This is a genomic window from Lactococcus sp. S47 (genome assembly GCF_016517475.1).
Taxonomy (GTDB): domain Bacteria; phylum Bacillota; class Bacilli; order Lactobacillales; family Streptococcaceae; genus Lactococcus; species Lactococcus lactis.
The window spans coordinates 42,394-67,020 of sequence record NZ_JACVUB010000001.1 but is presented as its reverse complement, the minus strand read 5'-3'; the positions used below and the strand labels follow the sequence as shown (position 1 = coordinate 67,020).

General features: G+C 33.7%; 27 protein-coding genes and 1 riboswitch. Of the genes, 2 read left to right on the top strand and 25 right to left on the bottom strand.

The window, feature by feature from the left end; genetic code table 11:
- Positions 1-69: 69 nt before the first annotated feature.
- From abc-f to IAE52_RS00240, 17 genes are all read right to left on the bottom strand, one after another.
- The gene (gene abc-f, locus IAE52_RS00320) at positions 70-1,611 is read right to left on the bottom strand and encodes a ribosomal protection-like ABC-F family protein (RefSeq protein WP_109990771.1); all 1,542 of its coding nucleotides are present in this window, start codon (positions 1,609-1,611) and stop codon (positions 70-72) included.
- Between the two features lie 85 nt (positions 1,612-1,696).
- Positions 1,697-1,858 (bottom strand): hypothetical protein, encoded by a 162-nt coding sequence (locus IAE52_RS00315; protein WP_003131412.1) that lies wholly within the window; start codon positions 1,856-1,858, stop codon positions 1,697-1,699.
- A 273-nt stretch (positions 1,859-2,131) separates the two neighbouring features.
- Positions 2,132-2,893, bottom strand: coding sequence for a (S)-acetoin forming diacetyl reductase (locus tag IAE52_RS00310; protein WP_012897548.1), 762 nt, complete (start codon positions 2,891-2,893; stop codon positions 2,132-2,134).
- 29 nt (positions 2,894-2,922) lie between these two features.
- On the bottom strand, positions 2,923-3,993 hold the full coding sequence (locus IAE52_RS00305) for a 2,3-butanediol dehydrogenase (RefSeq protein ID WP_017864389.1): 1,071 nt from the start codon (positions 3,991-3,993) through the stop codon (positions 2,923-2,925).
- A gap of 224 nt (positions 3,994-4,217) precedes the next feature.
- Positions 4,218-5,462, bottom strand: a complete 1,245-nt coding sequence (locus tag IAE52_RS00300; protein WP_033900106.1) for an FtsW/RodA/SpoVE family cell cycle protein — start codon at positions 5,460-5,462, stop codon at positions 4,218-4,220.
- A 220-nt stretch (positions 5,463-5,682) separates the two neighbouring features.
- The gene (locus IAE52_RS00295; RefSeq protein ID WP_003131406.1) at positions 5,683-6,288 is read right to left on the bottom strand and encodes a TVP38/TMEM64 family protein; all 606 of its coding nucleotides are present in this window, start codon (positions 6,286-6,288) and stop codon (positions 5,683-5,685) included.
- Positions 6,285-6,716, bottom strand: coding sequence for a CvfD/Ygs/GSP13 family RNA-binding post-transcriptional regulator (locus IAE52_RS00290; protein ID WP_003131405.1), 432 nt, complete (start codon positions 6,714-6,716; stop codon positions 6,285-6,287). Before IAE52_RS00290 ends, IAE52_RS00295 begins: the two co-directional genes overlap by 4 nt.
- A gap of 1 nt (position 6,717) precedes the next feature.
- Positions 6,718-7,308 (bottom strand): peptidylprolyl isomerase, encoded by a 591-nt coding sequence (locus IAE52_RS00285; protein WP_012897543.1) that lies wholly within the window; start codon positions 7,306-7,308, stop codon positions 6,718-6,720.
- A 102-nt stretch (positions 7,309-7,410) separates the two neighbouring features.
- On the bottom strand, positions 7,411-8,217 hold the full coding sequence (locus tag IAE52_RS00280; protein WP_109990770.1) for a Cof-type HAD-IIB family hydrolase: 807 nt from the start codon (positions 8,215-8,217) through the stop codon (positions 7,411-7,413).
- Between the two features lie 70 nt (positions 8,218-8,287).
- On the bottom strand, positions 8,288-8,917 hold the full coding sequence (locus tag IAE52_RS00275; RefSeq protein WP_003131402.1) for a response regulator transcription factor: 630 nt from the start codon (positions 8,915-8,917) through the stop codon (positions 8,288-8,290).
- A 27-nt stretch (positions 8,918-8,944) separates the two neighbouring features.
- Positions 8,945-9,943 carry a sensor histidine kinase gene (locus IAE52_RS00270; protein ID WP_109990769.1) on the bottom strand — a complete coding sequence of 333 codons (999 nt, stop codon included), beginning with the start codon at positions 9,941-9,943 and terminating at the stop codon, positions 8,945-8,947.
- Complete coding sequence (gene liaF / locus IAE52_RS00265; RefSeq protein WP_012897539.1) at positions 9,940-10,569, bottom strand: cell wall-active antibiotics response protein LiaF; 630 nt, start codon at positions 10,567-10,569, stop codon at positions 9,940-9,942. The genes IAE52_RS00270 and liaF overlap by 4 nt, the downstream gene beginning before the upstream one ends.
- Before the next feature lie 165 nt (positions 10,570-10,734).
- Positions 10,735-11,004, bottom strand: coding sequence for a 30S ribosomal protein S14 (gene rpsN / locus IAE52_RS00260; protein WP_033900110.1), 270 nt, complete (start codon positions 11,002-11,004; stop codon positions 10,735-10,737).
- A 97-nt stretch (positions 11,005-11,101) separates the two neighbouring features.
- Positions 11,102-12,400 carry an LCP family protein gene (locus IAE52_RS00255; protein ID WP_052062143.1) on the bottom strand — a complete coding sequence of 433 codons (1,299 nt, stop codon included), beginning with the start codon at positions 12,398-12,400 and terminating at the stop codon, positions 11,102-11,104.
- A gap of 30 nt (positions 12,401-12,430) precedes the next feature.
- Positions 12,431-13,630 carry an FtsW/RodA/SpoVE family cell cycle protein gene (locus IAE52_RS00250; protein WP_012897536.1) on the bottom strand — a complete coding sequence of 400 codons (1,200 nt, stop codon included), beginning with the start codon at positions 13,628-13,630 and terminating at the stop codon, positions 12,431-12,433.
- Between the two features lie 380 nt (positions 13,631-14,010).
- Positions 14,011-14,172, bottom strand: a riboswitch (M-box (ykoK) riboswitch).
- A gap of 307 nt (positions 14,173-14,479) precedes the next feature.
- Positions 14,480-14,812 (bottom strand): metal-sulfur cluster assembly factor, encoded by a 333-nt coding sequence (locus tag IAE52_RS00245; RefSeq protein ID WP_003131392.1) that lies wholly within the window; start codon positions 14,810-14,812, stop codon positions 14,480-14,482.
- 185 nt (positions 14,813-14,997) lie between these two features.
- Positions 14,998-17,397 carry a YhgE/Pip domain-containing protein gene (locus IAE52_RS00240; protein ID WP_109990768.1) on the bottom strand — a complete coding sequence of 800 codons (2,400 nt, stop codon included), beginning with the start codon at positions 17,395-17,397 and terminating at the stop codon, positions 14,998-15,000.
- A 164-nt stretch (positions 17,398-17,561) separates the two neighbouring features.
- Between IAE52_RS00240 and IAE52_RS00235 the strand changes: the two genes are divergently transcribed.
- Positions 17,562-18,095: a TetR/AcrR family transcriptional regulator gene (locus IAE52_RS00235; RefSeq protein WP_003131387.1), complete on the top strand. Its 534-nt coding sequence runs from the start codon at positions 17,562-17,564 to the stop codon at positions 18,093-18,095.
- A 69-nt stretch (positions 18,096-18,164) separates the two neighbouring features.
- Here the strand turns inward: IAE52_RS00235 and IAE52_RS00230 are convergent, their stop codons facing one another.
- Together IAE52_RS00230 and IAE52_RS00225 are read right to left on the bottom strand one after the other, a co-directional pair.
- Positions 18,165-18,512 carry an HU family DNA-binding protein gene (locus tag IAE52_RS00230; RefSeq protein ID WP_033900114.1) on the bottom strand — a complete coding sequence of 116 codons (348 nt, stop codon included), beginning with the start codon at positions 18,510-18,512 and terminating at the stop codon, positions 18,165-18,167.
- 121 nt (positions 18,513-18,633) lie between these two features.
- Positions 18,634-19,059, bottom strand: coding sequence for a universal stress protein (locus tag IAE52_RS00225; RefSeq protein ID WP_003131384.1), 426 nt, complete (start codon positions 19,057-19,059; stop codon positions 18,634-18,636).
- Positions 19,060-19,316: 257 nt separating this feature from the next.
- On the opposite strand from IAE52_RS00225, the gene IAE52_RS00220 reads away from it, so the two are divergent.
- A complete protein-coding gene (locus IAE52_RS00220; protein WP_185961032.1) occupies positions 19,317-19,472 on the top strand; it encodes a hypothetical protein in 156 nt (51 codons plus the stop codon).
- A gap of 114 nt (positions 19,473-19,586) precedes the next feature.
- Here IAE52_RS00220 and pnuC read toward each other — a convergent pair whose 3' ends face one another.
- The 6 genes from pnuC to IAE52_RS00190 form a co-directional block, all read right to left on the bottom strand.
- On the bottom strand, positions 19,587-20,318 hold the full coding sequence (gene pnuC, locus IAE52_RS00215) for a nicotinamide riboside transporter PnuC (protein WP_109990767.1): 732 nt from the start codon (positions 20,316-20,318) through the stop codon (positions 19,587-19,589).
- 196 nt (positions 20,319-20,514) lie between these two features.
- Positions 20,515-21,051, bottom strand: coding sequence for an HdeD family acid-resistance protein (locus IAE52_RS00210; RefSeq protein WP_010905603.1), 537 nt, complete (start codon positions 21,049-21,051; stop codon positions 20,515-20,517).
- Between the two features lie 226 nt (positions 21,052-21,277).
- Positions 21,278-22,606, bottom strand: coding sequence for a glycosyltransferase (locus IAE52_RS00205; RefSeq protein WP_029343694.1), 1,329 nt, complete (start codon positions 22,604-22,606; stop codon positions 21,278-21,280).
- Positions 22,599-23,108: a hypothetical protein gene (locus IAE52_RS00200; RefSeq protein ID WP_033900119.1), complete on the bottom strand. Its 510-nt coding sequence runs from the start codon at positions 23,106-23,108 to the stop codon at positions 22,599-22,601. The genes IAE52_RS00205 and IAE52_RS00200 overlap by 8 nt, the downstream gene beginning before the upstream one ends.
- A 297-nt stretch (positions 23,109-23,405) precedes the next feature.
- On the bottom strand, positions 23,406-23,750 hold the full coding sequence (gene rplS / locus IAE52_RS00195; protein WP_012897519.1) for a 50S ribosomal protein L19: 345 nt from the start codon (positions 23,748-23,750) through the stop codon (positions 23,406-23,408).
- A gap of 139 nt (positions 23,751-23,889) precedes the next feature.
- Positions 23,890-24,564: a GTP pyrophosphokinase family protein gene (locus tag IAE52_RS00190; protein ID WP_003131377.1), complete on the bottom strand. Its 675-nt coding sequence runs from the start codon at positions 24,562-24,564 to the stop codon at positions 23,890-23,892.
- Between the last annotated feature and the right edge of the window lie 63 nt (positions 24,565-24,627).

Here is a 24,627-nt window from a genome sequence, read left to right as displayed (position 1 = left end):
CATATTTTCTATTATATGAAAGTATTCTAAAAAAGTAGAGTAAAATCACTCTACTTTTATTTTTTAAATTTATGTATCTTTTAGGTTAATAATTTGATTAGAAATTTTTTCAACAAAAGCTTGATCATGTTCGACCAGAAGCATTGTTGGATGATAAGTTTCTAGAAGTTGAATTATTTGTTCACGATTAAACACGTCAAGATAATTAAGCGGCTCATCCCAGAGATAAAGCTCTGCTTCTTGCGATAAACTACGAGCTAATTCAACCTTTTTTTGTTGTCCTTGACTCATCGTTTCTATCTTTTGGCTAAATTGCTTGCGCTCCATCCCCAGTTTTCTGAGATTAGCTAAAAATAATTCATAATCTAATTGATATTCGGTAGCAAAGTCTTTCAGATAACCACGATTATCATAAATCTGACGAACAAATGATAGCCTTATCCCCTGAGGAAATTGAACAAATCCACTGTGCTCACCAGAAAAATCACCAGATAAATATTTAATAATACTTGATTTCCCTTGACCATTTGGTCCGACAATTGCTGCAATCTCTCCCACTTTCAAAGAAAAATCAATCGGCTGGAAAAGTAATTTTTCGGTAAATCCAAGAGAAAAATTTTCAAACTGAATCAGTCTTTTATGATGTGAAGGTTGAAAATTCATGATAAGAGGTTCAGTTTTTTCGATATTTTTGAGTAATTTCTCTTTATTCTCAACTTCCTGTCCCATTCGTTTTTCAATTGATTTTGCTCGTTGATTCTGTTTTTTGGCAACTTTTTTATCCACAAAGGTTGCTCCGGCAACATTTTCTCGTTGATTAGACCAATCTCTTTTTTCTAACGAAGTCTTTTTCAGCCTTGAAATATCTTTACGTAATTTTTCGTCTTTAGCAAGTTCAAAGTCATCACGCAACTGTTTTTCTCGTTCATAAGTTGAGAAATTTCCCTGATAGAGAACTATTTGCTGACGTTCAATTGCCAAGGTGTGGTCACAGACTTCGTCAAGAAAATTTCGGTCATGTGATACAACGATAAATCCTGATTTCTTTTGAAGATAGTCAGCAACTATTTTTCTGCTTTCCATATCCAAATGATTTGTTGGTTCATCAATTAGTGGAAAATTGTCCTCATCTAAAAATAAAATTGCCAAGAGACACTTGGTTTGTTCCCCACCCGATAAACTTCCAAAAGGACGCCAAAGAATTTCTAAATCAACTTTCAATAAAGATAATTCACGTTCTAATTTCCATTGTTCAAATTCGGCTAATTCATTTAGCACATAATAAGTTAATTGTGAATTTCTGTCAGTAATTTTTACTGACAGACTTTCTACAGAATATTTATCAGCAGTATTTTGTTTTTTAGATTTATCTTTATCATTAAAATCTTCTTCTGTCAGTAATTGGGGGAAGTAAACAAAGTTTTTGCCAGTAATTATCGAGCTGTCAGTAGTTATTTTACCTTGTAGTAAGTTTAAAAGAGTTGATTTTCCACGGCCATTTCGCCCTACTAATCCTAATTTCCAACGGTCATCAATATTTATTTGGGCATGATTGAAAATCAGGTTATCCCCGTAGCCAAAGGTTAAGTCTTTAAATTCAATATTTGACATTTAATTCTCCTCTCATTTGTGAGAATTAAGAAATCTAATTTGAGTAGAAAAACTCAGAGTGAGTTCCTCTGAATGTTCATAAATCTCAAATTCCCGCTTTTCTTGGAGCATTAATTTTTGCTCCGTGTTGATTTTGCTTGGTTGCTTTTACTGCTGTCATCCCATTAGTATTTTTCCCAGCAAATTGCGGTTTATTCTTCTTAATTTGTTCTAGTTTAGCTTGCATTTCTTTTTGTTTTTGATTCATTATTTTCTCCTTAAATTAAAAAACTCTTTTCACAACTTAGGTGAAAAGAGCTTTAAAAGATACAAATTCTGACAAATTGCCCAATCTGTAAACATAATAAAAGTCTATTCTCTCTAAGTTATGAAGACAACAAAAACACTCGATTTTTACGAATATTTTTAAAGTTCAAAACTTAGATTTTCAATAGACCTTACCTCGTTCATTTATTTAAGACAATTATAGCACAAAATAAAATGAACTGTCAAGATAAAAACTTGACAGTTCATTTTTAGATTAATGGAATTGCATTCCTCCATCAACAATAATTGTTTGACCAGTAATATAGTTTGAATCAGGGCCAGCTAAGAATGAAACAACATTTGCCACATCTTCAGGCTCAGATAAACGTTTCATGGCAATATCTTTTGCGAAAGTTTGCATTCCCCATTCATCATCTTTACCAGCATTTTTACCAACTTGATGCGCAATATCAAACATCATTGGTGTTTTTACAATCCCTGGTGCATAAGCATTAACTGTGATTCCTTCTTCTGCTAAATCACGAGCAGCAATTTGAGTCATCCCACGAACAGCAAATTTTGAAGAAGAATAGAGCATTAGATTTGGATTTCCAACAACTCCAGCTTGTGAGGTTGCGTTGATAATTTTACCTCCATGACCTAATTTTCTAAAAAGTGCTGTTGCTGTTTGTGTCCCCCACAAAACTCCACCAACATTAATATTATAGACCTGATGAAATTGTTCAGGTGTAATTGTTTCAATTGGTGTTGTTGGGGCAATTCCAGCATTATTAACTACAACATTTAAATCACCAAATTTGTCGACAACAGCATTCAAAGCTGAAATAACTTGTTCACGGTCGGAAACATCAGCTTTAACCGCAAATGAGTTTTCTCCAAGCTCTTTTGCTGCTTTTTGAGCTGTTTCTTCGTTGTAATCAATAATAGCTACTTTAAAACCATCATTATAGAGACGTTTTGCGATTGCAAAACCGATTCCTTGACCTGCTCCAGTAACTGCTGCAATTTTAGACATCTTATTTCTCCTTTATTTATTTATTTATTTTATAGACCTTTACCAGTGGGTGAAACTAAAATTTTAACAGCTGTTTCATTATGATGAATCAGCGTATCAAATCCTTTATCAATCAAATCATCCAAACCGATTTTAGCTGTGATGAATTGGTCCAATTTTATTTTACCTGTTGATACTAGGTCAATTGTTTTTGGATGAGTGTTATTATAAGCAATCGTTCCTAAAAGGTTAGCTTCTTTGATTACTAATTTTGCCATATCAACACTAGCAGGCTTGCCCCAAATTGCAACAATGACAACTGTTCCACCCATACGAATCGCATCTAGACAAGCGTCAAAGCCCGGTTGGACAGAGGTACATTCAAAGGCTGCGTCCACTCCTTTTTCATTAATTTCATGAACTTTAGCTTGAATGTCATCTTCAATTGGATTGAAGAAATAATCAGCAACTTGTGCTTCTTGTGCTTTTTTGCGGCGAAGTCCACTAGGTTCACTGATGATAACAGTATGTCCTTGCGCTTTTGCAACGGCAGCAGTTAAAAGTCCAATTGGTCCAGCACCAACAACTAATACCGTACTCTTTTCACTTAAATTTGCTCGTTCAACAGCGTGATAGCCGACTGATAGTGGCTCAATTAGAGCAGCTTCATCCAATGGTAAGTTATCAGGAATTTTGTGAACCCAACGTTCATCAACAGAAATTTTTTCAGCCAAACCTCCACCATTTCCGCCCAAACCAATAAAGTTTGAACCTTCTGAGAGGTTATAATGTCCAGTTTCACTTGTATCAGTCCCTTCGGGAACGATATAAGGTTCGACAACGACATGGTCACCTACTTTAAGTCCGCTTACTCCTTCACCTATAAAATTTACAACCCCAGACATTTCATGTCCAAGAGTGACTGGTGGTACTTCTCCAGTAATTGGATTAGGATGTTCTGCTGACGGACAAAAAATTGGGCCATCTAAAAATTCATGAAGATCTGTTCCACAAATTCCACACCAAGCCACATCAATGCCAACTTGGCCAGCTTTTACTATTGGTTCATTAATTTCATCAACGCGGATATCCCCGCGGTCGTAAAAACGTGCTGCGCGCATAAAAACGCCTCCTCTATATAGGATGGTTGTCGTTTCAGGCAATCAATTAAATTTAGTATTTGAGATTTCTCTCACGAGTTTATTCTATCATTATTTCTAATAATTTACAAAAATTTAAAGCGTTTTCTTCCTTGATATATATAGACTTTTAAATGTTTTATTGTAATAAAAAAGCTACTGAATTTTCTGTCAGTAACTTTTACTTTTTGTATTCTTATTAATTGTTAACGTCTATTTCTTCGACGATTTTTTCGACTATCACCCTTAACTGGGATTTGTCTTTGTTCCTTGACAAATTCTGGTAATTGATTATATTTCATTGATAAAACGAGCCCTAAGCCGATGATATTTGCCATTAAGGCCGATCCCCCTTGAGAAATGAAGGGTAAGGGAATACCTGTTAAAGGAACAACACCAATAGCTGCTCCAATATTTTCAAAGACATGGAAGAGAATCATCATAATAATACCCGTTGAAATATAGGTATAAAACTGATTATTTGATTTGAAAGTTACTCGAATCATTCGATAAATCAGCATAAAGTAAAGGAAAATCAAAAAGGCTGATCCAACAAATCCGAAATCTTCAGCAATGACAGTGAAAATCATATCTGATTCTCGAACGGGAACATTGACATTAGCTACACCAATTCCTTTACCCCAAAGACCACCAACACCAACTGAAATCAATGAGCGTGCTTGTTGAAGACTGAAAGTCTGAGAATATTCAAAAGGATGTAACCATGCGATAAAACGATTGACCTGATACTGTGCAAAACTGGTACTTTCAAGAAATTTTTGTCCTTCTGGTGAAGCAACTAGAGCAACAATTCCTCCAGCTACTGCTGCTACGAAAAGAAAAGCTGGCGCAAGTATTTTCCAAGAAATACCCGAAACTAAAATAATTCCTGCTAAAATAGCTATAAATACTAAAAAGGTACCAAAATCTTTTTGAAATACCGAAATTATAGCTACTGGCATTGTTTCCAGTATCAAAAGTCCGATTAATCGGAAATCATCTTTGAGCACTCTTTTCTTTAAATTATTTTGGAAGGTAACTACAATTCTTGCCGAAAATAAAATATAAGAAAGTTTCATAAACTCTGATGGTTGAAAAAGATTACGTCCACCAAAAGCAAGCCAGTTTTTTGCACCTGTTGAAGCATAGGTTGCTTTATCATAGAAAAAGATTGGTAGAATCATTAATATAAGACCTAGCACATAAAAAAACGGTGTTAAGTTCCATAAAAACCTTGAGTCCATATGCATAACGATTAAAGCAACAAAGAGGCCAACAATAACCCATGTCCCTTGTTGAACAACCATTGTTGTTGCTTGTGTGGGGTGGTCATGACTTACTGCAACATAAAGTGCGTAAAGACCAATCAATATTAACATAAAGGCTGGTAAAATTAGCCCATAATCAATTCGTGAATCAAATGTAAATCTATTTGCTTTCTTGTTTTTCAAAACTAGCTCCAGTCAGTTTAATCTTGTTTTGGCAATTCATTTGGGCAATTTGCTATCACTTAGTTCTAACTTTTGCTTCAAATTTACAAAAACAATTTTATTATTGAGGTGACTTCTGTTTAAAATCATAAATCCATTCTATTATACAATTTTTTTGGATGATTTGGGCATTCTTTCTCAAAAATTCCAATAAAAAAATACTGAAAGCACTTTCAGCATTTTATAAAATGTGCCCTAGAAGGTCTCCTCCAAAAATCAAAAGATAAGAATAGAGGAGAATTGGCAATGGTTTACATAATAAGATACTCCAAGTGAAGAATTTCCAACTCATTTTTGTTTGACTTGCTATTAAAACAAGGGCATCATCTGGGGCAATAGGAGATAAAATGAGGAGCGCGAAAACAATATTAAAGCGTTTTTGCCCCTTATCCAACCAAGCCATGTATTTATTATATGTTTTTTCTTTGACAAAAGTTTTGGCTAATGAAGAACCATATTTTTTACCAAAGTGAAAAAGTAAAAAAGAGCCCGCAACAATTCCAAAGTAATTATAAACAAAACCCCAAACTGGTCCAAAAATCATGACCCCTGCTGCCATTGTAATCCCACCTGGTATGATTGGAACAATGACTTGCAAAATTTGCATACAAAGGAAGATTAATGGTCCTAAAAAACGATGTGCCACAATCAATTGTTGTAAGACCGCTTGATTCTGAAATGCGCCAAGGCGCCATAAATAAATGCCACCAACAATTGTCGCAACAAAGCCTAGAATAGTAATTAAATTAAAAACTCGTTTGATATATCTTAATACGTTATCATTCAAAGAAAATCCTCACTTTGGGCATTTTTTTTGGCTTTAAGGTAGGCTTCATTTTCTTCAATCCAACCTGGCAAATAATTAGCAAGGGTTTTAAAGCCAATTTTATCCCGAGAATCAGTAAAATGTTTTTTTCGGTAAATATGGTGAACTTGCGGATTTTTTTCCAGACTGCGAATTGACAGGCTAATTTTGCCATTATATTCGTCAATATCAATGATTTGTGCCATCACTTTTTGGCCAATTTTAGCAATATCATGAATACTTTTGACATAACCAGATTGAATTTCAGAAATATGAATCAATCCTTTTTGTTCAATTTTTTCTTTATTCGATGAATTATCCAGGTAAAATTTTACAAATGCACCATAATCTTGCATTCCAATAATTTCAACCTCAACAATATCACCGATTTTAGGACTTTTCTTTTCCATATTATGGCTCGATAATCTCAACTGATTCAATAACGACATCATCGACTGGTTTATCTTGCGCACCTACACGAACAGCTGCAATTTCATCGAGTACTTTATAGCTTTCTTCATCAACCAATTGACCAAAGACAGTGTGACGGCCATCAAGATGAGGAGTTCCGCCGCCAGTATATGTTTCAGCTACTTCTTCAGGCCACCCTCCTTGGATAAGTGAATCTTTAGGATAAGGCAAGTTTTTATTTTGAACAATGAAAAATTGACTTCCGTTTGTATTAGGTCCAGCATTGGCCATTGACAAAGCTCCCCGAAGATTAAAGAGGTCCATTGAGAACTCATCTTCAAATTTTTCTCCGTAGATTGAAGAACCTCCCATACCAGTTCCTGTTGGGTCTCCTCCTTGAACCATGAAATCTTTGATGATACGGTGGAAAATTACTCCATCATAATACCCCTCTTTGCTAAGTTCAATAAAGTTTTTTACGGTTTTTGGAGCAAGACTATCAAATAATTTTACAGTCATTTTTCCATGATTTGTATTGATAATTGCTGTAGTACCTTTGTAGTTTTCAAGTTCAAGTTGTGGGTAAGTCATATTTTTTAGTTAGTATTTTTATTTCTAAAAATACCTTCCTTTCTTTTTATAAGTTAATAAATTTCTGTCAGTAATTTTTACTGACAGTTTTTACTGATAGCTTTAATCAATAATTTTTAAGGCTTGTAAGGCTTTTAGAATTCCATCATTTTCAACAGAATCAGTAATGTAATCTGCTTTTTCTAAAATTTCAGGATGTGAAACCTTCATAGCTACTGACAGACCGGCAAAATCAAAGAGTTCACGGTCATTAAGTCCATCACCAAAGTTCATCATGTTCTCAGCTTTCAGACCAAGTTCTTGTAAAACTTTTTGACAGCCGATTGCTTTAGAACCTTCCATTGGAACAATATCTGAACTGTTTGGATGCCAACGAACCAAACGAATTTTATCGGATAAAGTTTCTGGTAATTCTAATTGGTCATCATGGTCAGAAATTGTCAACATTTGATAAATTTCATTTGTTTTATAATAATTGGGATTTTCTTCCAATTCAGAATAAACTGGACCAATTGCATCACTAGCAATTTTATCCCATTTTGAAATTTTCAAACTATCCGCAGCTACAAAAGAATATCCACTTTGTTCATTTTTCAGCCAAGTGATAATTTCTTCAATTAATTCCTTCGAAAAAGTATTTTTATATAATACTTCTCCTGTTTGTGCATTTTCAACATAGGCACCATTGATTGCTACATAGAAATCTGGTTTTAATGCCCGAACTTCTGGAACAACTCCGAAAAGATTTCTTCCCGTTGCAATTCCTGTCATAATCCCTTTTTCACGAAGTTTATGAAAGACTTCAGTAATTGATTCAGGCATGAAAGCTGAATCTTTGACCCTCAAAGTATCATCAATATCAAAAAAAATGATTTTTATTTTTGGGGCTTTTTCTAATTTTTTTTCCATCTTTTTTTCACTTTAATTTTATTTGTACAAACTTAATTATATCATATTTCTAACTTGTTTTTCCTCAGGTTTAAACTAAGTGATGTTGAATGGCATAAATTGTTGCTTGAGTTCGGTCTGACACTTCAAGCTTATTAAAAATATTAGAAACATGAGTTTTGACCGTTTTTAAACTGATAAAAAGTTCATCAGCAATTTCTTGATTAGAAAGTCCCGTCGCAAGTACTTTTAATACTTCTAATTCTCTTTTTGATAAATCATCATATAATTCATGTTTTCGATGTTTTTGTTGAGCAATCTTTTCCTTGACAGCATCGGAAAGGACATCTTCTCCATTGGCAACTTTTCTGATTGCAGATGCAATATCAGCGGCTTGTGATGTTTTAAGAATATAACCTTTAGCTCCAGCAGCTAAAGCTGGAAAAACTTTTTCGTCATCAATAAAACTGGTTAGAATTAAAATTTTTCGTTCTGGATTTTTGGCTAAAATCTTTTGCGTTGCTCCAATTCCATCAAGTCGATCCATCACTAAATCCATGAGAATAACATCAGGGTCAAGCATTTCAGTTTTTAAAAATCCTGACTCGCCATCGGCAGCTTCACCAACCACTTCGATATCGGGTTGAATATTCATGAAACTTGATAAACCTAGTCGCACCATCTGGTGGTCATCAACAATTAAAAGTTTAATTTTTTCCATTTTGTTCTTTCTAAATACGCATCATTTTTAAAGGCTCGGCTTCGCTTTAGGGATAATGATTTCAACAGTTGTCCCCGCACCTGGTGCCGAGATTACTTTGGCATCTCCGCCGATTAATAAAGCACGTTCTTTGATATTGGCTAAACCGTAACTGGCTGTCTTATCACTAGTAGAAACATCAAAACCAACTCCATCATCAGCAATTTTCAAGAAAATGTTTCCAAGTGATTCTCTTAAAGAAACTTCAATGTGCTCGGCTTGCGAATGACGCAAAGTATTCGATAAAATCTCTTGAGCCATTCGAAATAAATTGTCCTCAACATTACTCGTCGCTTCAATGTCAGCCAATTTAACCGTAATATTTGCTGAAATTTTCGCTTGGAGCTCGTCTGTCAGTGCTGACAGCCCTTCTGCTAAACTCTTACCATCTAATTCTACTGGTCTAAGATGTAGTAAGAGTGCTCGCATTTCATTTTGTGCAGAATGGAGCACTTTTAAAACCAATTGTGTCTGTGTTTCGATTTGTTCTTTAGTCAAATTTTGTGTCGAACCAGCAACAGAAGATAAAATCATTGTCGCTGCAAAAAGTTCTTGACTGACAGAATCATGAAGTTCACGTGAAATTCTTTTACGCTCTAATTCAATAATTTCAGCTTTGTCAGCAGATTTTTGCTTAGATAATTCTTGGAGTTCAGCTGACATATTCATAATTTTATCATGAACAGCTTGTAATTCAGGAGATTCAGGTTGTTGATTTTCTTCTAAAAGTTTAATATCATCTTGAAATTTTTGTTGAATAGCCATATTTTCAATATGATTAAAAAGGGTAAAAATCAGCGCAAGTAATCCTGCAACTGATATAAATATCCATAAACCATAGAAATTATCTCGAAGTTCCCTAATAATATTAGCGGTATTTAGTCCCCCTAAAGTTTGACCACTATTCATCATTATAAATAGAAGAAGATACATAATAAGGATGATACTAAAAACTGCTAAAAAGGTTGTGAAAAGTGATTTTTTCATCCTCTAATCACCTCAATATTTCCTGAATCAACCCGGATATTGATTTTAATTCGTTTTTCCGCCTGATCTAAATTTTCACTAAAATAACGAACATTTCCCGCATTAATTTGTGCTGCCTCATTGAAAATCTTTACAAGCCCAGCATTTGTTGTTAAATCAAGCGAAACTCCTACGTCCTCAGGAACAATAATTTTTGTATTACCTGTCATTTTTTTAATAGAAAGACTATTTCCAGAAGGTTTAAAAGTAACATCATCAAGATCAATGATATCATTTTGATTTTCATTCATGATTGACTCAGATTCATCTTGAGAAATATCTTCGTAAGAAAAATTTCTTACTCCTCCTTCTCGTGGATTATTTTTCCAAAAAACGATGCAAGCAATCGTAGGGAAGATAATTGCTAACCAGAACCATCCAACTGTGAAGAGAATCATTACCGATATTGCCCAAAAAATGAAACTGATGATACGTAACACACGCGCACGCGAACGAGTCGCCAAGATAGTAAAGAGAATAGCTAAAGCTAGAACTACCCACATACGCGGTGTACTAATCACATGAAAAATCAATCCTAATACAATAAAAATTTCTATAATAAAGATTGCTTTCAATTTTTTATTCATAAATCTATTGTACCAAAAAAAAGCTTACTTTTTCTCGGACTTAAGACTTAAATTTTACTTAAGAAAAATAGAGAAAAAATACTCCATTCATTAAGATGAAGTATTCTTTAAATTACATAATAAAAATATTTTTATCATATCCCATAAGATTGTTCAAAAAGGTTTCTACCAGCTTGACTTCTTAACCCCTGGAATCTTACCTTCATGCGCCAATTTTCTAAAATTAACTCGTGACATACCAAATTTTCGCATGTAGGCTCTGGGTCTTCCGTCAATTCGATCTCGCATTTTCATTCGATTGGGATGAGAATCTTTAGGAAGTTTTCGGAGAGCTTCATAATTTTTTGCTTTCTTAAGTTCCTGTCTAAGCTCTTGATATTGAGCAACTAATTTTTGTTGCTTTTTAAATTTAGCAATTTTTGATTTCTTCGCCAAAATATTATCCTTTCATTTATTAATTTAGTTAACCAGTTAAGTATATCCTATAAATAAAACAATGTCAACTGGTTAACATTATTTTATTATCTCTATTTTAATTAGCGGCTAAAGCTCCTCCTTGACTTGAAACATAATCTTGGGCATTCTCCTTATTTATTTTTACTAGACTCCCTTTAGTATCCACTCCATAAGTCTCACTTTTTTCACCTTTGATAGTTACCGTCGCAGAAGGCATATAATATTGGTCAATTTGACTTCCAAAATAGTTTTCATAAGTAATGACACTTTGATCAAGCTTATCAGTGACAGACTCATCATTTGCTTGTCTCATTATATTTTGAATAGCCAAATCCACATTTTCTGGTATGAATTCATAACTTCCACCATCCACCATTTGACTTACCCCTTGATATTGAACAGAAACTACCTTATTAAGACAATCTTTATAAGCCATAAGTGCGGTCAAATTAGCAAGATTTATAGAAATGTTAGTTTTAAAATCTGATGAAATATCATTTAAAAATGATTGATATTTAAAAACACTATTAAGACTAAGCATCTTGTTCATTAATTCAGTCATAACTTCTCGTTGATGAGCGGCGCGTCCATAATTCCCATTGGCTAACGTATCTCTATCTCGAGCAAAAACTAAAGCTTGTTCTCCGTTGATGAGCTGCTTAGGATTTCCTGAAAGATAAGGAACATAAGCTTTATATTCAGGTTCTGTATTTGAGATATAAATCGCTCCACTATCTACAATTTTATCTGAACCAGGCAAAGTTATTTTACCTGAATCAGTCCCTTGATAGACATCTGAGCCATTAGTATCATTGACAACTTCTACTCCCCCAACATCATTCACAAGATTTACTAAACCGTCCATATTAACAATCATAAAATTATTAAGATTAAGCCCTACTTGATTACCAATGGTTTTCATGGCATAAGTGACAGCAGATGATAACCCACCATTATTAAATCCTAAAGGATAAGCAGCATTCATTTTTTGAGTAGATTGAATTTTTCCAGATGCATCTTCAATATTCGTCATCGTATCTCGTTCCACTGAAATAATAGTGGTTGTTTTTGTCCGAGGATTCAATGTTAAAATAATTTGAGAATCTGAATTTCCATTCCATGAATCTGCACCCCCCCGACTATTATCACCAGTATCCACTCCCATGAGCAAGATAGTTAGTGGTTTTTTTGCAGATATACTAGAACTTTTTATTTTTGTATTTACATGAGTTTTCGTTAATGTTTTCTCTGCTTGAACATAGATAACCGCACTAACTGCCACGACTAAAATAACAAAAAGGGACATAAAACGAACAAAATATACTTTTTTAGACCTTTTTATTTTTTTCTTTTGTCTAATTTCTTTTCTTTTCATATCAAGAATACTTCTTTCTTTTATTAAAAATTATAACTTACTTAAACTCTTTAATTTTTCGTCAGCCGAGCTATTCAAAACCAGTCCTACTGCCAAAGTTGAAATTAAAAATGATGATCCACCTTGTGATAAAAAGGGAAAGGTGACACCTGTTTCTGGAACCAAACCAATTGCTCCACCTAAATTGACAAAAACTTGTATCAACAAAAAAGATGAACAACCAATTGAAATCATTGAATTAAATGGATCTTTTGCCCGCATCCCCACCAAAAGCATTCGGGTAATCATGAAAAAAATGACAGCTAGGATTATAATTCCACCAATGATTCCCAATTCTTCTACTATTACTGAAAATATAAAATCTGTATGAGCTTCAGGCAAAAATCCTTGTTTTTCAATCGAATTCCCCAGTCCTCTTCCAAACCAGCCACCATCTACAATCGCATAATATGAATTAGCAAGTTGATGACCCGAAGAAGCCAAGTCAGTAAAAGGATTAACGAATGCTTTAAATCGAGCATTAATATAAGATCCTGGAATCAAATCGCCTCCACTGATAAAAAGAAAGAGCAAAAAACTAAGACTAATCGTAAGCAACATCTTCCCATAACCTGAAAACCATCGCCAAGAAATTCCACTTGCACCAATCATTATCAAGGCTAAGAGCCCAATAATTGCTGTATTTCCTAAATTAGGCATACTGAGTTCCACTATCATTAGTAAGATAATCGGAAATCGCCATCCCCCTACAACTTTTTTTATGAGATTGTTACCCTTAAAAATTGCTTGAATATCATTTTTCTCAATCTCTTCTTGTCTGTTAGAAAAGATAGAAGCAAGAAACCAAACTGTAAAAAGTTTTGCAAATTCAACCGGCTGAATAGTTCCAATCCCTGGTAAGGGAATCCATCCATGCGCTCCATTCGCTGATGTATTAGGACCCACCCTTGAATAAATCATCAGCAAGATAATAATTAGAAAAATTATTTTTAAAATCTTTTCATTTTTTATAATTCTTAATTTTACTCGATAAATAATAATTAAAGCCACAAAACTTATAATTATAAAGACTCCTTGAGAAATTGCCAATCGATAAGGAGATAGTCCTCGGTTAATTTGATAGGGGACAGTTGCTGAAAACACCATGAGTAAGCCAACAGCTGAAAGAATCAAATAAGGAATCAAAATAGATAAATCTAAAAAACTATTTTTTGTAATTTTTTTATCCATAAATGAATCCCCCTTCGTTAATTTTCCAAATGAACGACAAGAGTATTTCTAGTTGCAAATCAATGAATAACTTTTTCTTTCTTATTTTCTTATTTTTTATTGTTGTATGAATTAATATTTTTGTCATCGGCTTGTACCTCAATTTCTGATTTATAGTAGATTTTGATTGTACAGCTCCAACTCAGAGAACTAGATTAGATTGAAGTGATAAAAATGCTTGTCCACTTTTATGCTATCTTTCTTCCTATAGCTCCCAGGGTCTGAGCCACTGTTATTCTGTGCTTCCATTTTCACCACCTCCTTTTTTATAAAAAAATTGCCTACGCCGGTTGAACGTAGACAAGGTATGATTTCAAAAAGATACACTATCAAGTGAACTAAAGTACCCAGTATCGTTCAAGCTTTAGCTCCGCAGGGCGATGTTGTTGCACTATTTCACGCCTTCTTTTTTCGACGTGAACTGTTGGCCCTCTCATCGTGTCTCCACGACTCTGCGGCAGCAACCCGTATCCCTGTGGTAGCCTCACCTACCGATGGTTAGAAAATCTCTAACCAAAATTGCTTAAATTAAATTTTCAAAATATTTCCTAAGCAAAAAAATTATAACACGACCTATACTTTTAGTCAAATAACAAATGCATTACCTAAATTAAATGTTTTTTTATTGGTTTAAACCTCTTGTTATGACTAAGTTTTTAGAAATTAGAACTAAGAAAAAAATATTATTTTTTAAAATAAAATACCAAAGATTAAAATATACAGACAAAAAGCTTATAATTGAATAATGAATTTCGTTAATAAATAAAAAAACTCCCTAGTCAATGCTGACTAAGGAGTTTTTTATTATATTTATCGAATTCCTAAAGCAATACGGGCATAACGACTCATTTTATCAACTGTCCATGCTGGATACCAAACCAAGTTCACCTTGATTTCACCAACTTCTGGCACTTCTTTCAAAGCATCATGAATTTGTTCAGTCAAAAGGTCCGCCAAAGGGCAACCCATTGTTGTCAATGTCATTTTAATTTCTGTAAATCCGTTATCTTCAAAGCTAATTTCATAAACTAATCCGAGGTTGATAATATCAATCCCAAGCTCTGGGTCAATGACGTTTTCAAGGGCAGAGAGAATTTTGTCCTTGATTTCATTCACTTGCTCTTCTGTGTATTTATCTGCCATTTTATCTCCTTAGGCTGTCATAAAAAGCAAAACTTTAAAAGTTGAACGAATGTGCTTTCTAGGACAAATCCAAATTGTCAAATTCTTTTTACAGCTTTATTTTACCAAATTTATTTTAAAATTTCTAGATAAAAAATTACTGACAGAAAAAATTTATTCATAAAATTTTCTGTCAGTAATTTATTTTATGCAAAACGTGAGAATTTCTTGAAGAAACTCAACATGAAAGTAAAGAGAGCGATAATAACCACAAATAGAATTGCTTCTGGTAAAATTGCTCCATTCAAACCAATGGTTTCGCGTAACATTTTTAAACCATAAGTCATTGGTAACCAAGGACTGATGACTTGATATATTTTAGGCGCAAGTTGTAAGGGGTAAGTTCCTGCACTCGTCGCCAGTTGTAGAACTAAGACTACAATCATAAGGAATTCACCAATCTTACCTAGAGCCGTTAAGAAGAAAGTATTGATTGCCATGTAAGCGAAGCTGATTAAAAGTACTGACAACAACATTTCCCACAAATGATTTGGTCTCAATCCAAGAAGAGCAACTGCTCCCCAGACGATGATTCCTTGTAAAAGTGCTACCAAACCATTTGTACCAATTTTCGCCAACATAAATTCGCGACCAGATTTCCATTTTTCACCTGAGAAACCAATTCCAATCACAACATTTGTCGCAAGGGCACCAATAAAGAGAGCAACATTAATCATGTATGGTGTCATTCCTGCACCATTTTCTGGTACATTGTCATGGTCAGTATGTTTAAGTTTCAACGGTGCAGCTACTTTTTTAGCATTTTCATTAGAATTATTAGTTGCTGAGAGAGTATCATCTGCTTTGGTTAACGCTGTTGACAAGTTATTAGCCCCTGTATTTAGCGTTCCCAAACCACTTGTTAAACTTGAACCTCCATTTGCCAATTGTTGTGAACCAGAGGAAATTTGTTGAGCACCCCCTGCCAATTGATTTGAACCTGAAGTTAAAGTTGAACCATTCGCTTGTAATTGTGACAATCCAGAAACTAATTGCATTGTCCCGCTTTGTAAATCTTTTGATTTACTTGCTAATTGTTGAGCGCCAGCGTTTGCTTGATTAACTCCGTCAGCATATTGGGCAAAACCAGAAGTTAATTTTCGACTTCCAGAAGTTAACTGGTCATTAAAATTCGTCAAACCAGCATTTAACTGATTGATACCAGGAATAAATTTTGTGTTTACATTAGTGTTTACTTCGTTCAGACCACCTGAAAGGTCAGCAATTATTTGACTTGCGCCTGGAACTAATGTTTTAAGATCAGCAATTTTTCCAAACATTGGTAGTAGACTTGTAAGACTGTCTTGGACTCCTTTAATATTCTTATTTAAAGATAGTAAATCGGTTTGAACTGCTCCAGCACCAACAGAATTATCTAGTGCATTTCTTATATCTGTTTTCTGACTTTCGCTTAAAGTTTTAAAAGTCTCAGTACTTTCAACTGCTGCCTTAGAGGCTACCACTTGATCATTAGCTAGATTTGTGACCGTAGCTCCAAGACCTTCCAAGTTATTTTGGATATTGGCAGCCAAATTTGGGTCAATCGTATTTTTTTGTAACTCCTGATTTAATTCAGTAAGACCATTTTGTACAGCACTAATTTTTTGCTGTTGAGTTTCGGATAAAGTTGTTTTTTGAGCCATTTGACTTAAGCCTTCGGATAGTTGTTGCACACCCGATTGTAATTGACTCACCGCTTCTGACCCTTGAGAAATTTGTGAAATTCCTGCTGACAGCTCTTTTGATTTATCAGCCAGTGTTTGTGTACCTGCTGCTAATTGTTGCGTTCCACTGACAAATTGGTCAGCACCAGAAGAAAGTTGTTGCCCACCATTGGCAGCTTGATTCACTCCTGATACATATTTATTTAAGCCTGAATTCAAATTATTTGCGCCGTCAGTAAAAGTTAAACTTGATGAAGATAAAGTATTCAAATTACTACTTAATTCTTTTGAACCATTCAATGCTGACGAAGTTCCATCAGCCAATTTATTTGAACCGTCAGAAGCTTCTTTCATTCCTGACTTCATATCACCAAGTTTAGCGAAAATTTCTTTGGTGTAAGTTTCTGTGATATTTTTAGAAACCTCTGATTTCAGCTGATTCATCGCACTTTCGCTCATTTTTGATGAAATATAGTTATGACCACGTGTCGTTTGATAATCTAACTGAACCGTTTTTGGTTTCTTATTCATTAAGGTTGTTGCATTTTCTGAAAAGTTTTCTGGAAAAGTGATAACCATGTAATAATCACCTTTTTTTATCCCTTTAGAAGCTTTATCCTCCGAAACAAAATGATAATCTAAATCCTTTGATTTTTTCATTTCAGCAATGACATCATCACCAAGTTTGAATTTTTTTCCGTTCAATTCAGACGTCTTGTCCAAATTTACAACCGCTACTGGTAAGTCATTCAATTTACCGTAAGGATCCCACATAGAACCTAAGAAAATATAGTTATAAATTGCTGGTACAAGTGCCAAAGCGATAATAACAATAATAAAAAATTTGTGCTTTAAAATGGCTTGCCATTCTTTTTTTAACATCTTTTCCCCTTTCTTTATGGACAACACGTCCAAAAACTGTTACAATACGTATTATAAACTTTTTAGAAAATTTGACAATTATTATCCATTCGGTTTTGGACAGATTTTTAAATCTGTCTAAATAAAGCACTTACATTCTAAAAAGGACGGAGGTCCCCTTTTAAATGTCTAATGACAGCAGAAAAGATCGTACAAAACTTCAACTACGAGATGCCATGATTCAACTTTTAGGCGAGAAATCTTTTGACCAAATTTCAACGACTGAACTTGTGAAATTAGCTAAAGTTAGTCGTAGTAGTTTTTATACTCATTATCAAGATAAATATGACATGATTGAAGCCTATCAGCGTCGACTTTTTGAGACTATTCAATATGTCTTTGAAAAAAATAACGGAAATATTCATGCAACAATGCTTGAAACTTTTGAATTTCTAAAAGGAAATCAAATATATGCCGCTCTTCTTTCGGAAAATGGTAGCAAAGAAATCCACCAGTTTATGTTGCAAAAACTCAAAGAACTTATTCAAAGTTCCTTTTTCCCTCAATCTAAACATCTTAAATTAGGAAAATTAGGGGAAATTTATGCGACAACCTACTATGCTAATGCTATTTTTGGAACTACTCAATCATGGATTCGTCGAAAACAAAAGGAAACACCTACTCAAATTGCTAATCTATTAGTTGAGCTCATAAATTAAAAAAAACGGTTCTTTTAGAAGAATCGTTTTTTATCATTCTATTTGGAAAATAATAGCCATTAACAGGTGTTAATCATGATGCTGAACTTCCAAAATCATATTGCTCAATGTTTCAATCACCATATCTTCATCAGATAGTTCTTGTTTCGTAGCCAATTTTAAAGCTTTTCCAGCTCTAAATACCGGAATATTTTGTTCGCCTACTAAAATTTTTTCTCTTGAATGAACATCATGACTGACTCTGGCTGCACGTTTACGAACCTCAAAAGTCCCAAAATTTGAAATATGTACGGGAGTCCCTTCAGAAATATAGTAAGTGATTGCCTCGACAAAGGCATTGATTGCCTTTGCTACATTTACTTTTGAAAGTTCTGTACGGTCTGCTACATAATCAATTAACTCCTGTTTCGACGCCATTAACTCATTCCTCCTATTTTCTACATTTCCCTATCATCCTTTTCTTCACTAACTCTAGTGAATTCTTTTGTCATCATATAAATCTTCATAAAAAATCCTAGCTTACGCCAAGATTTTTTGGTTATTTTACAACCATAACATTGCAAGGCGCATGATTAACAACATAACTTGTCGTCGAACCTACTAGCATCCTGTCTAATAATCCCTTACCATTTGAACCGACTACAATCAAATCCAATTCAAATTGCTTTGCAAAATTAATGATTTCTTTCTTTGGATTTCCTGTAAAGGCATGGACTTCAAACTCAACTTCATCATTAATCAGAACCTCAACTTCAGCAATAATTTCTTTAGATTCTGTTTCTAAATCATCCAAATTAATTGCCAAGGCATACGGAGTTCCCCGAAGTCTTGTTTCGTCTTTAACATGTAAAACAAATAATGAAGTTTTATTTCTTTTGGCAATGGCGACTGCTTCGTGAATTGCTTCTTTCGATTGGTCAGAGCCATCAACTGCAACTAAAATTTTCTTGTATTCATCTCTCATTGTAAACGCCTCCTTTACTATATTCTATGATAAAATATTTAAGAAGTCCAACTAAACACTCACTATATTTTTAGAAGAAACTTTTATTTTTAAGACTTTTTTTCCAATTTTACTTAGGAGTAAAAATATAATTTTATGAAAATATTAAATCACTTTTTTTGATATTCTGATTTCTTTATGCTACAATTTAGTTGGAATTTCGTTATGAACCAATTTGGTTCCCTTTCGTATAATAAATAAAGAAAGGAGAATGTACTATGACATTCACTAACAAAAATAAATTTTTCCAATATACAGTAACTCTAGATACTTCTCATAATATCTTCAGAGCATCACTTGTAAATGATTCAAATATTTATGGTGCTGGAAATACTATTGAAGAAGCTGTACAAAACTTAGAACAATTAGTTTAAGGAGAAAAAAATGGGCGAGTATCCCAATCGATAAAGGCATCTACTTTAATTTTGAGAGTAGGTGCTTTTGTTATACTTTAAATAAAAAAAGTTGCTCAATGAGCAACTCCCTTTTTAGTTTCTCTCAGTTACTACTTCTCCACTTGCCTTCTTGTCATTCTTCCAAATAGAAAAGAATTTTCCATATAAAGAAGTAACCAAATAGAAAGTAATAGTTAGAAGCATTGCTAAAGAACTTGCAGAATAGCCATCCATAAGTGCTGTTGCCCATAAAATAATCATGACCACATCAGATAAGAGCCAAAGTGAGTAACTATCCCCATAACCTCTAACAACCAAGATTGAAGCCGCAGCTCCAATAATTAAAGTAATAGCATCCCATAAAGGATTGGTGTCTCCAAGTTTTGTATAAATGACTGTAATTGGCCACCAAAGAACCAACATACTGATGATTGTCAAAATCCATCCTTTTGTCTTCATGAATTTGACCCCATTTTCAATTCGATGTCCCCAAGTTTTCCAAGTGAAAATCAATGGCAAGTCAATCAGCAAAACAAAAACAATTTGATCTAAAACAGAGGCATAGTGACCAGCAGTCCAGTTAATATAGATATAACCCAAAGCACTAATCAGCCCCAAAAGACCATTAATTGGTTTTCCAATCATCATGTAAACTGTACATGCCGACCCCATTAAGGTAGCAATCAAAGTGATAATTGATAAGACCGTAATTGTTGACGTTAAAAAGAAAGCCAACTGTACTCCTATGATAAACGAAAGCATGATGCTTCCGGCTGTATTAATTGATTTTAGCTCATCTTTGAGCCATTTGAGATAATTTTTCATTCTCATCCCCAATCTAAGAACGTCAAAAACGTCCACTAAAAATTATATCACGAATAAAAAATTGTCAGACGCTTCCAAATATATTCTTTAGATTTTTTTGAGACCAATCATTATCAATTTTGTTCCATAAAAATTTTATTTATCTCTAATAAAGTTGCATAAATAAAAAAGCCGATATTCATCGGCCTTTTCGTTTCTATTTATCCCATCTGTAATAGTGAATCATTTTGATGAACCCAACAATTAAAAATTCGATTCCAAGAAGTAACCACAAAGTTACCCCTCCCCAAAGCGGAGAAAATACTAAAGTAAAACCAGCAATGATACTAATTACACTTAAGAAAATCCCCCAAAATTTACTATTGAAATTAGTCAAAACTGTAAGAGTTACAATTCCATCTACAATCCAACTAATCCCTACAAAAATACCAATAAGGACAAAAAGCGATTCTGCGGCTGCATTCAAATCTGAAAAAACAAAAATTCCTGCAAATAGGTAGATAAATCCCAACAAGAGGTGAGAAATTCTCCAGAAATTTCCTTTTTCTTCACTTCTTTTGACTAGATTTGCTCCAATATAAATGACACCCATAATTACGAGTGCTACCCCTACAAGAGCGGCGACAATAGCTGCTGTTTTTGTAGGTAAGAATAATATCAATAAACCAATAATAATTGAAATTATCCCACTAAATCCGACTCCGCGTCGAAGTTTTTCAAAATCTGTTAACATAACTTTACCTCCAAAAAATATTCTTCAATTCTCATTTAATTATAACATAATGAATACAATATTTTATTTATGATGATTAAAAATTACGCTTAGTTGTCTTTATACAAGTCATTATTTTTATTATTAGTCTTCTTAAAAAAAAGTTAATTCAAAAAAAGGAGTACTTTAACTCCTCAAAAATTTTCAAATGATAAGATATAAAATCAAACTTTTATCGTTAGTAATTTCAATTATCTTTTTTATTTGTCACTTTTATCCCTTTACGCTCCGGACTTTTCCAGGTTCCAGACCCTAAACCTAGAATAGTTTTTACTGCTGGAATAAAAGTCGTTACAATGGTTAATGCATTCATTACCCAGTAAAAAAGCATATAAAGTGGAGCAAATAATAGATATTTTACTTTTCTTCCACGGTCATCAACTATTAATGAAGCGACTAATTGAAAAGTTCCCGAAATCATTTCAAAGCAAACAAAGAGAAAGGCCATCGTTAACATGTGATAAATCCGTTCTAAGTTTCCGGTAATGGCAAATTGAAATAAAGACCAGATAAAAATTGCTGACGAAATCCAGAAAAAGAATGACCAGATAATGCTGAAACTTTGGTCAATAAACATAATTGTTCGGCCAACGTTGTCAAAAGGGTGTAAAAATACTTTTTTAAAATTAGTCAGCCAAACCTCTGTACCACCTTTGGCCCACCGTTTCCTTTGACGATAGAGCATTTTCAGAGATTCTGGAACCTCCATAAAAAACATAATACGAGGCGCAAACAATGATAACCAACCGTCCATTTGATGGTCCCAAGCAATACTAATATCTTCTGTGGCTCTATCTTGTCGAAACAAACCGACATCAATTAAGGCATCTTTTCGATACATCGTATTTGCACCACTATAGGCATAAATACTCCCTAGCACACCAAGTTGAGTCCGTTTAATAATTCCTACAATACTAGAAAATTCAACTGTTTGAGATTTCGCAATCAATTTTGCACGATTCTGAACATCCATATTAGCTGTTACTGCTGAGATGTTAGTAGAATCTTGTCGAATAAAATAATTGATATAGCGATTTAAAGAGTCAGGTTCTGGAACAGTATCTGCATCGTTGCTTAAAACTAGTTCTCCTTTTGCAAATCCTAAACCAATATTAAAGGCATGCGCTTTTCCTTTATTTTTTTCAATTCTAATCACGCGCAATTTATCATATTTTTCTTGTAATTCTTTTAAAATTTCAGGAGTTCTATCAGTTGAACCATCATCAGTAACTAGAACCTCATAATTTTCATAATTAATTTTTGTCATTAAATAATTAAGTGTATCTTCAATGACTATTTCTTCATTATGAGCTGGAACCATTATAGTAACAAAAGGTTCAACTTCTACTGGAATATCATCCCAATCCTTTTGCTTATATTTGAACAAAAAGCTATAACATAAGACTCCAATAAACCAGGCGAATCCGCCTAAAATTGGGTAAGTAATTAACACCAGAAATATCAGTGTCAGAATAAAGTCAACAATGCCATTTCCCGTTTGAACAAAACTAATCATTGTTTTCTCCCTTCTGATAAAGTTTTTTCACAAAATCTGTTTCCAAATTTTGCTCTTCTTTGACCGAATAAAAACAAACATTATGGCGAAAATCTTTTGTGCCAAATCGTTCATCATAAGCTTGATTAATTAACTTTCGTCTTACATCGACACGTTCAGCATCGTACTGCTTTTCTTTTTGTAGAAAATGTTTAAAACGATAATTATTCCAAAAAGTTAGGATAATATACAAGATAGATAGGAAAATAAAAGATATAGAAAGAAAAATGAAAAGAAATAAAAGTGTAGTTTTTTCTTCTCTATAAATTATGATATGATCAAAACGTGCTCGATTTGGAAAAACAAAAGGAAAGATAATCCATAAAAATGGAATGATAACACCACACCATCCTAAAAGAGCAATTATAGTTTGAAAAATTTTACTCCCATAATGGCCTTTTTCAAAATAAGGGTCATAGACTAAAGATTTCTTTGCTTCTTCTCGACTGATATTTTTTTTCATTTCAGTCCTTTCTGATCTTTTTTAATTGGGTTGTAGTCTATAAACTACATTTAAACAATTATCGCATTTTTTTTCCTTAAAATCCATCATCAATGTCATTATTTAACTACAAAAAAAGTCGTCTTGATAAATTACCAAACGGCTCTTATTATTCAACTTCTTCTATTTTAAATTATCAACTACTTCATTAACCTAGCTCAGTAGATTCAATAAAACAATATCCTTAAATCTTTGAGCATAACCATAAATCTTTCCAAATAAAAAAACCGCTCAATAGAGCGGTTAAACTGGTGTATCTTAACGACGACGTTCAGCGATACGAGCTTTTTTACCTGTGAGTGCACGGAGGTAGTAAAGTTTCGCACGACGTACTTTACCGTGACGGATAACTTCGATTTGTTCAACACGTGGAGTGTGAACTGGGAAGATACGTTCTACACCAACACCGTTTGAGATTTTACGAACAGTGTAAGTTTCGTTAATTCCTGAGTTTTTACGAGCGATAACAACGCCTTCGAACATTTGGATACGTTCGCGAGTTCCTTCGACAACTTTTGCGTGAACACGTACAGTGTCACCAGGACGGAAGTCAGGAATATCAGTGCGGAGTTGCGCAGCGTTGATAGATTCGATAAGGTTCATTTTTTTCTCCTCTTGCCCATCATTAAGCAGCATCTAGCAAATTAAGCTCAGCGGATGAACAGTTTTATTAGTATGCAAAAACATACTCAATAAGTATAACAGATTATCCATCCTTTGACAAGTTCTTATTTTTGTTTTATTAGTAACCAATTTGTTCAATATCAACTTCGGACTGATTAATCATATCCACAACTTTATGAATAAGATACATTCTCTCATCAAGCGCATGAATTTGCTCTGCACAATTTTGTAGTTCACCACTGAGTTGCTCAGGAATTTGTCCATCATATTTATAACGAACTTTATGTTCCAACGTTGCCCAAAAATCCATTGCCGAAGTTCGTAACTGAATTTCAACTCGACAGGTTTGTTCACTAAATAGATGTCCTAAATTAACTTCGACAATCATATGATAACTACGATAACCTGTTTTTTTAACGTTTCTTAAATAATCTTTTTCGCTAACAACTGTAAAAGCTTCTTGGCTTTTGATAATTTCAACAATCTCATAGATATTTTTAGCATAAGAACAAATAATACGAATTCCTGCAATATCTGATAAATGTTCATCAGCAGCATCGGCGGTCACAGGCAAATCTTTCTTTTTCAGCTTTCCTGCAATACTTTCCGGTGATTTTAAACGATGTTTGATATGCTCAATTGGGTTGATTGCCTCAAAATTATTATAATAGGTATTTAGATTAGAAAGTTGAGTTCTGACAACATCTAAAGCACACTCATATCTGACAAGTTTCTTTTTTAATTTTTCAAATTCTTCTGGTTCAAATCTTGTTTTTAAATAATCTTTTTCCATTTTACTTTAATTCCTATCTAGTCTTATCTTCTTATTAATTTCTTCTCAAATATTTAGTGATTA

Bases quoted from the DNA above. Each gene is read 5' to 3' on its own strand.
- abc-f (WP_109990771.1), bottom strand. From the start codon at position 1,611: ATGTCAAATATTGAATTTAAAGACTTAACCTTTGGCTACGGGGATAAC.
- IAE52_RS00315 (WP_003131412.1), bottom strand. From the start codon at position 1,858: ATGAATCAAAAACAAAAAGAAATGCAAGCTAAACTAGAACAAATTAAG.
- IAE52_RS00310 (WP_012897548.1), bottom strand. From the start codon at position 2,893: ATGTCTAAAATTGCAGCAGTTACTGGAGCAGGTCAAGGAATCGGTTTT.
- IAE52_RS00305 (WP_017864389.1), bottom strand. From the start codon at position 3,993: ATGCGCGCAGCACGTTTTTACGACCGCGGGGATATCCGCGTTGATGAA.
- IAE52_RS00290 (WP_003131405.1), bottom strand. From the start codon at position 6,716: ATGGAAAAGAAAAGTCCTAAAATCGGTGATATTGTTGAGGTTGAAATT.
- IAE52_RS00285 (WP_012897543.1), bottom strand. From the start codon at position 7,308: ATGACTTACCCACAACTTGAACTTGAAAACTACAAAGGTACTACAGCA.
- IAE52_RS00280 (WP_109990770.1), bottom strand. From the start codon at position 8,217: ATGGAAAAAAAATTAGAAAAAGCCCCAAAAATAAAAATCATTTTTTTT.
- IAE52_RS00275 (WP_003131402.1), bottom strand. From the start codon at position 8,917: ATGGAAAAAATTAAACTTTTAATTGTTGATGACCACCAGATGGTGCGA.
- IAE52_RS00270 (WP_109990769.1), bottom strand. From the start codon at position 9,943: ATGAAAAAATCACTTTTCACAACCTTTTTAGCAGTTTTTAGTATCATC.
- liaF (WP_012897539.1), bottom strand. From the start codon at position 10,569: ATGAATAAAAAATTGAAAGCAATCTTTATTATAGAAATTTTTATTGTA.
- IAE52_RS00255 (WP_052062143.1), bottom strand. From the start codon at position 12,400: ATGAAAAGAAAAGAAATTAGACAAAAGAAAAAAATAAAAAGGTCTAAA.
- IAE52_RS00250 (WP_012897536.1), bottom strand. From the start codon at position 13,630: ATGGATAAAAAAATTACAAAAAATAGTTTTTTAGATTTATCTATTTTG.
- IAE52_RS00245 (WP_003131392.1), bottom strand. From the start codon at position 14,812: ATGGCAGATAAATACACAGAAGAGCAAGTGAATGAAATCAAGGACAAA.
- IAE52_RS00240 (WP_109990768.1), bottom strand. From the start codon at position 17,397: ATGTTAAAAAAAGAATGGCAAGCCATTTTAAAGCACAAATTTTTTATT.
- IAE52_RS00235 (WP_003131387.1), top strand. From the start codon at position 17,562: ATGTCTAATGACAGCAGAAAAGATCGTACAAAACTTCAACTACGAGAT.
- IAE52_RS00230 (WP_033900114.1), bottom strand. From the start codon at position 18,512: ATGGCGTCGAAACAGGAGTTAATTGATTATGTAGCAGACCGTACAGAA.
- IAE52_RS00225 (WP_003131384.1), bottom strand. From the start codon at position 19,059: ATGAGAGATGAATACAAGAAAATTTTAGTTGCAGTTGATGGCTCTGAC.
- IAE52_RS00220 (WP_185961032.1), top strand. From the start codon at position 19,317: ATGACATTCACTAACAAAAATAAATTTTTCCAATATACAGTAACTCTA.
- pnuC (WP_109990767.1), bottom strand. From the start codon at position 20,318: ATGAAAAATTATCTCAAATGGCTCAAAGATGAGCTAAAATCAATTAAT.
- IAE52_RS00210 (WP_010905603.1), bottom strand. From the start codon at position 21,051: ATGTTAACAGATTTTGAAAAACTTCGACGCGGAGTCGGATTTAGTGGG.
- IAE52_RS00205 (WP_029343694.1), bottom strand. From the start codon at position 22,606: ATGATTAGTTTTGTTCAAACGGGAAATGGCATTGTTGACTTTATTCTG.
- IAE52_RS00200 (WP_033900119.1), bottom strand. From the start codon at position 23,108: ATGAAAAAAAATATCAGTCGAGAAGAAGCAAAGAAATCTTTAGTCTAT.
- rplS (WP_012897519.1), bottom strand. From the start codon at position 23,750: ATGAACCTTATCGAATCTATCAACGCTGCGCAACTCCGCACTGATATT.
- IAE52_RS00190 (WP_003131377.1), bottom strand. From the start codon at position 24,564: ATGGAAAAAGATTATTTAAAAACAAGATTTGAACCAGAAGAATTTGAA.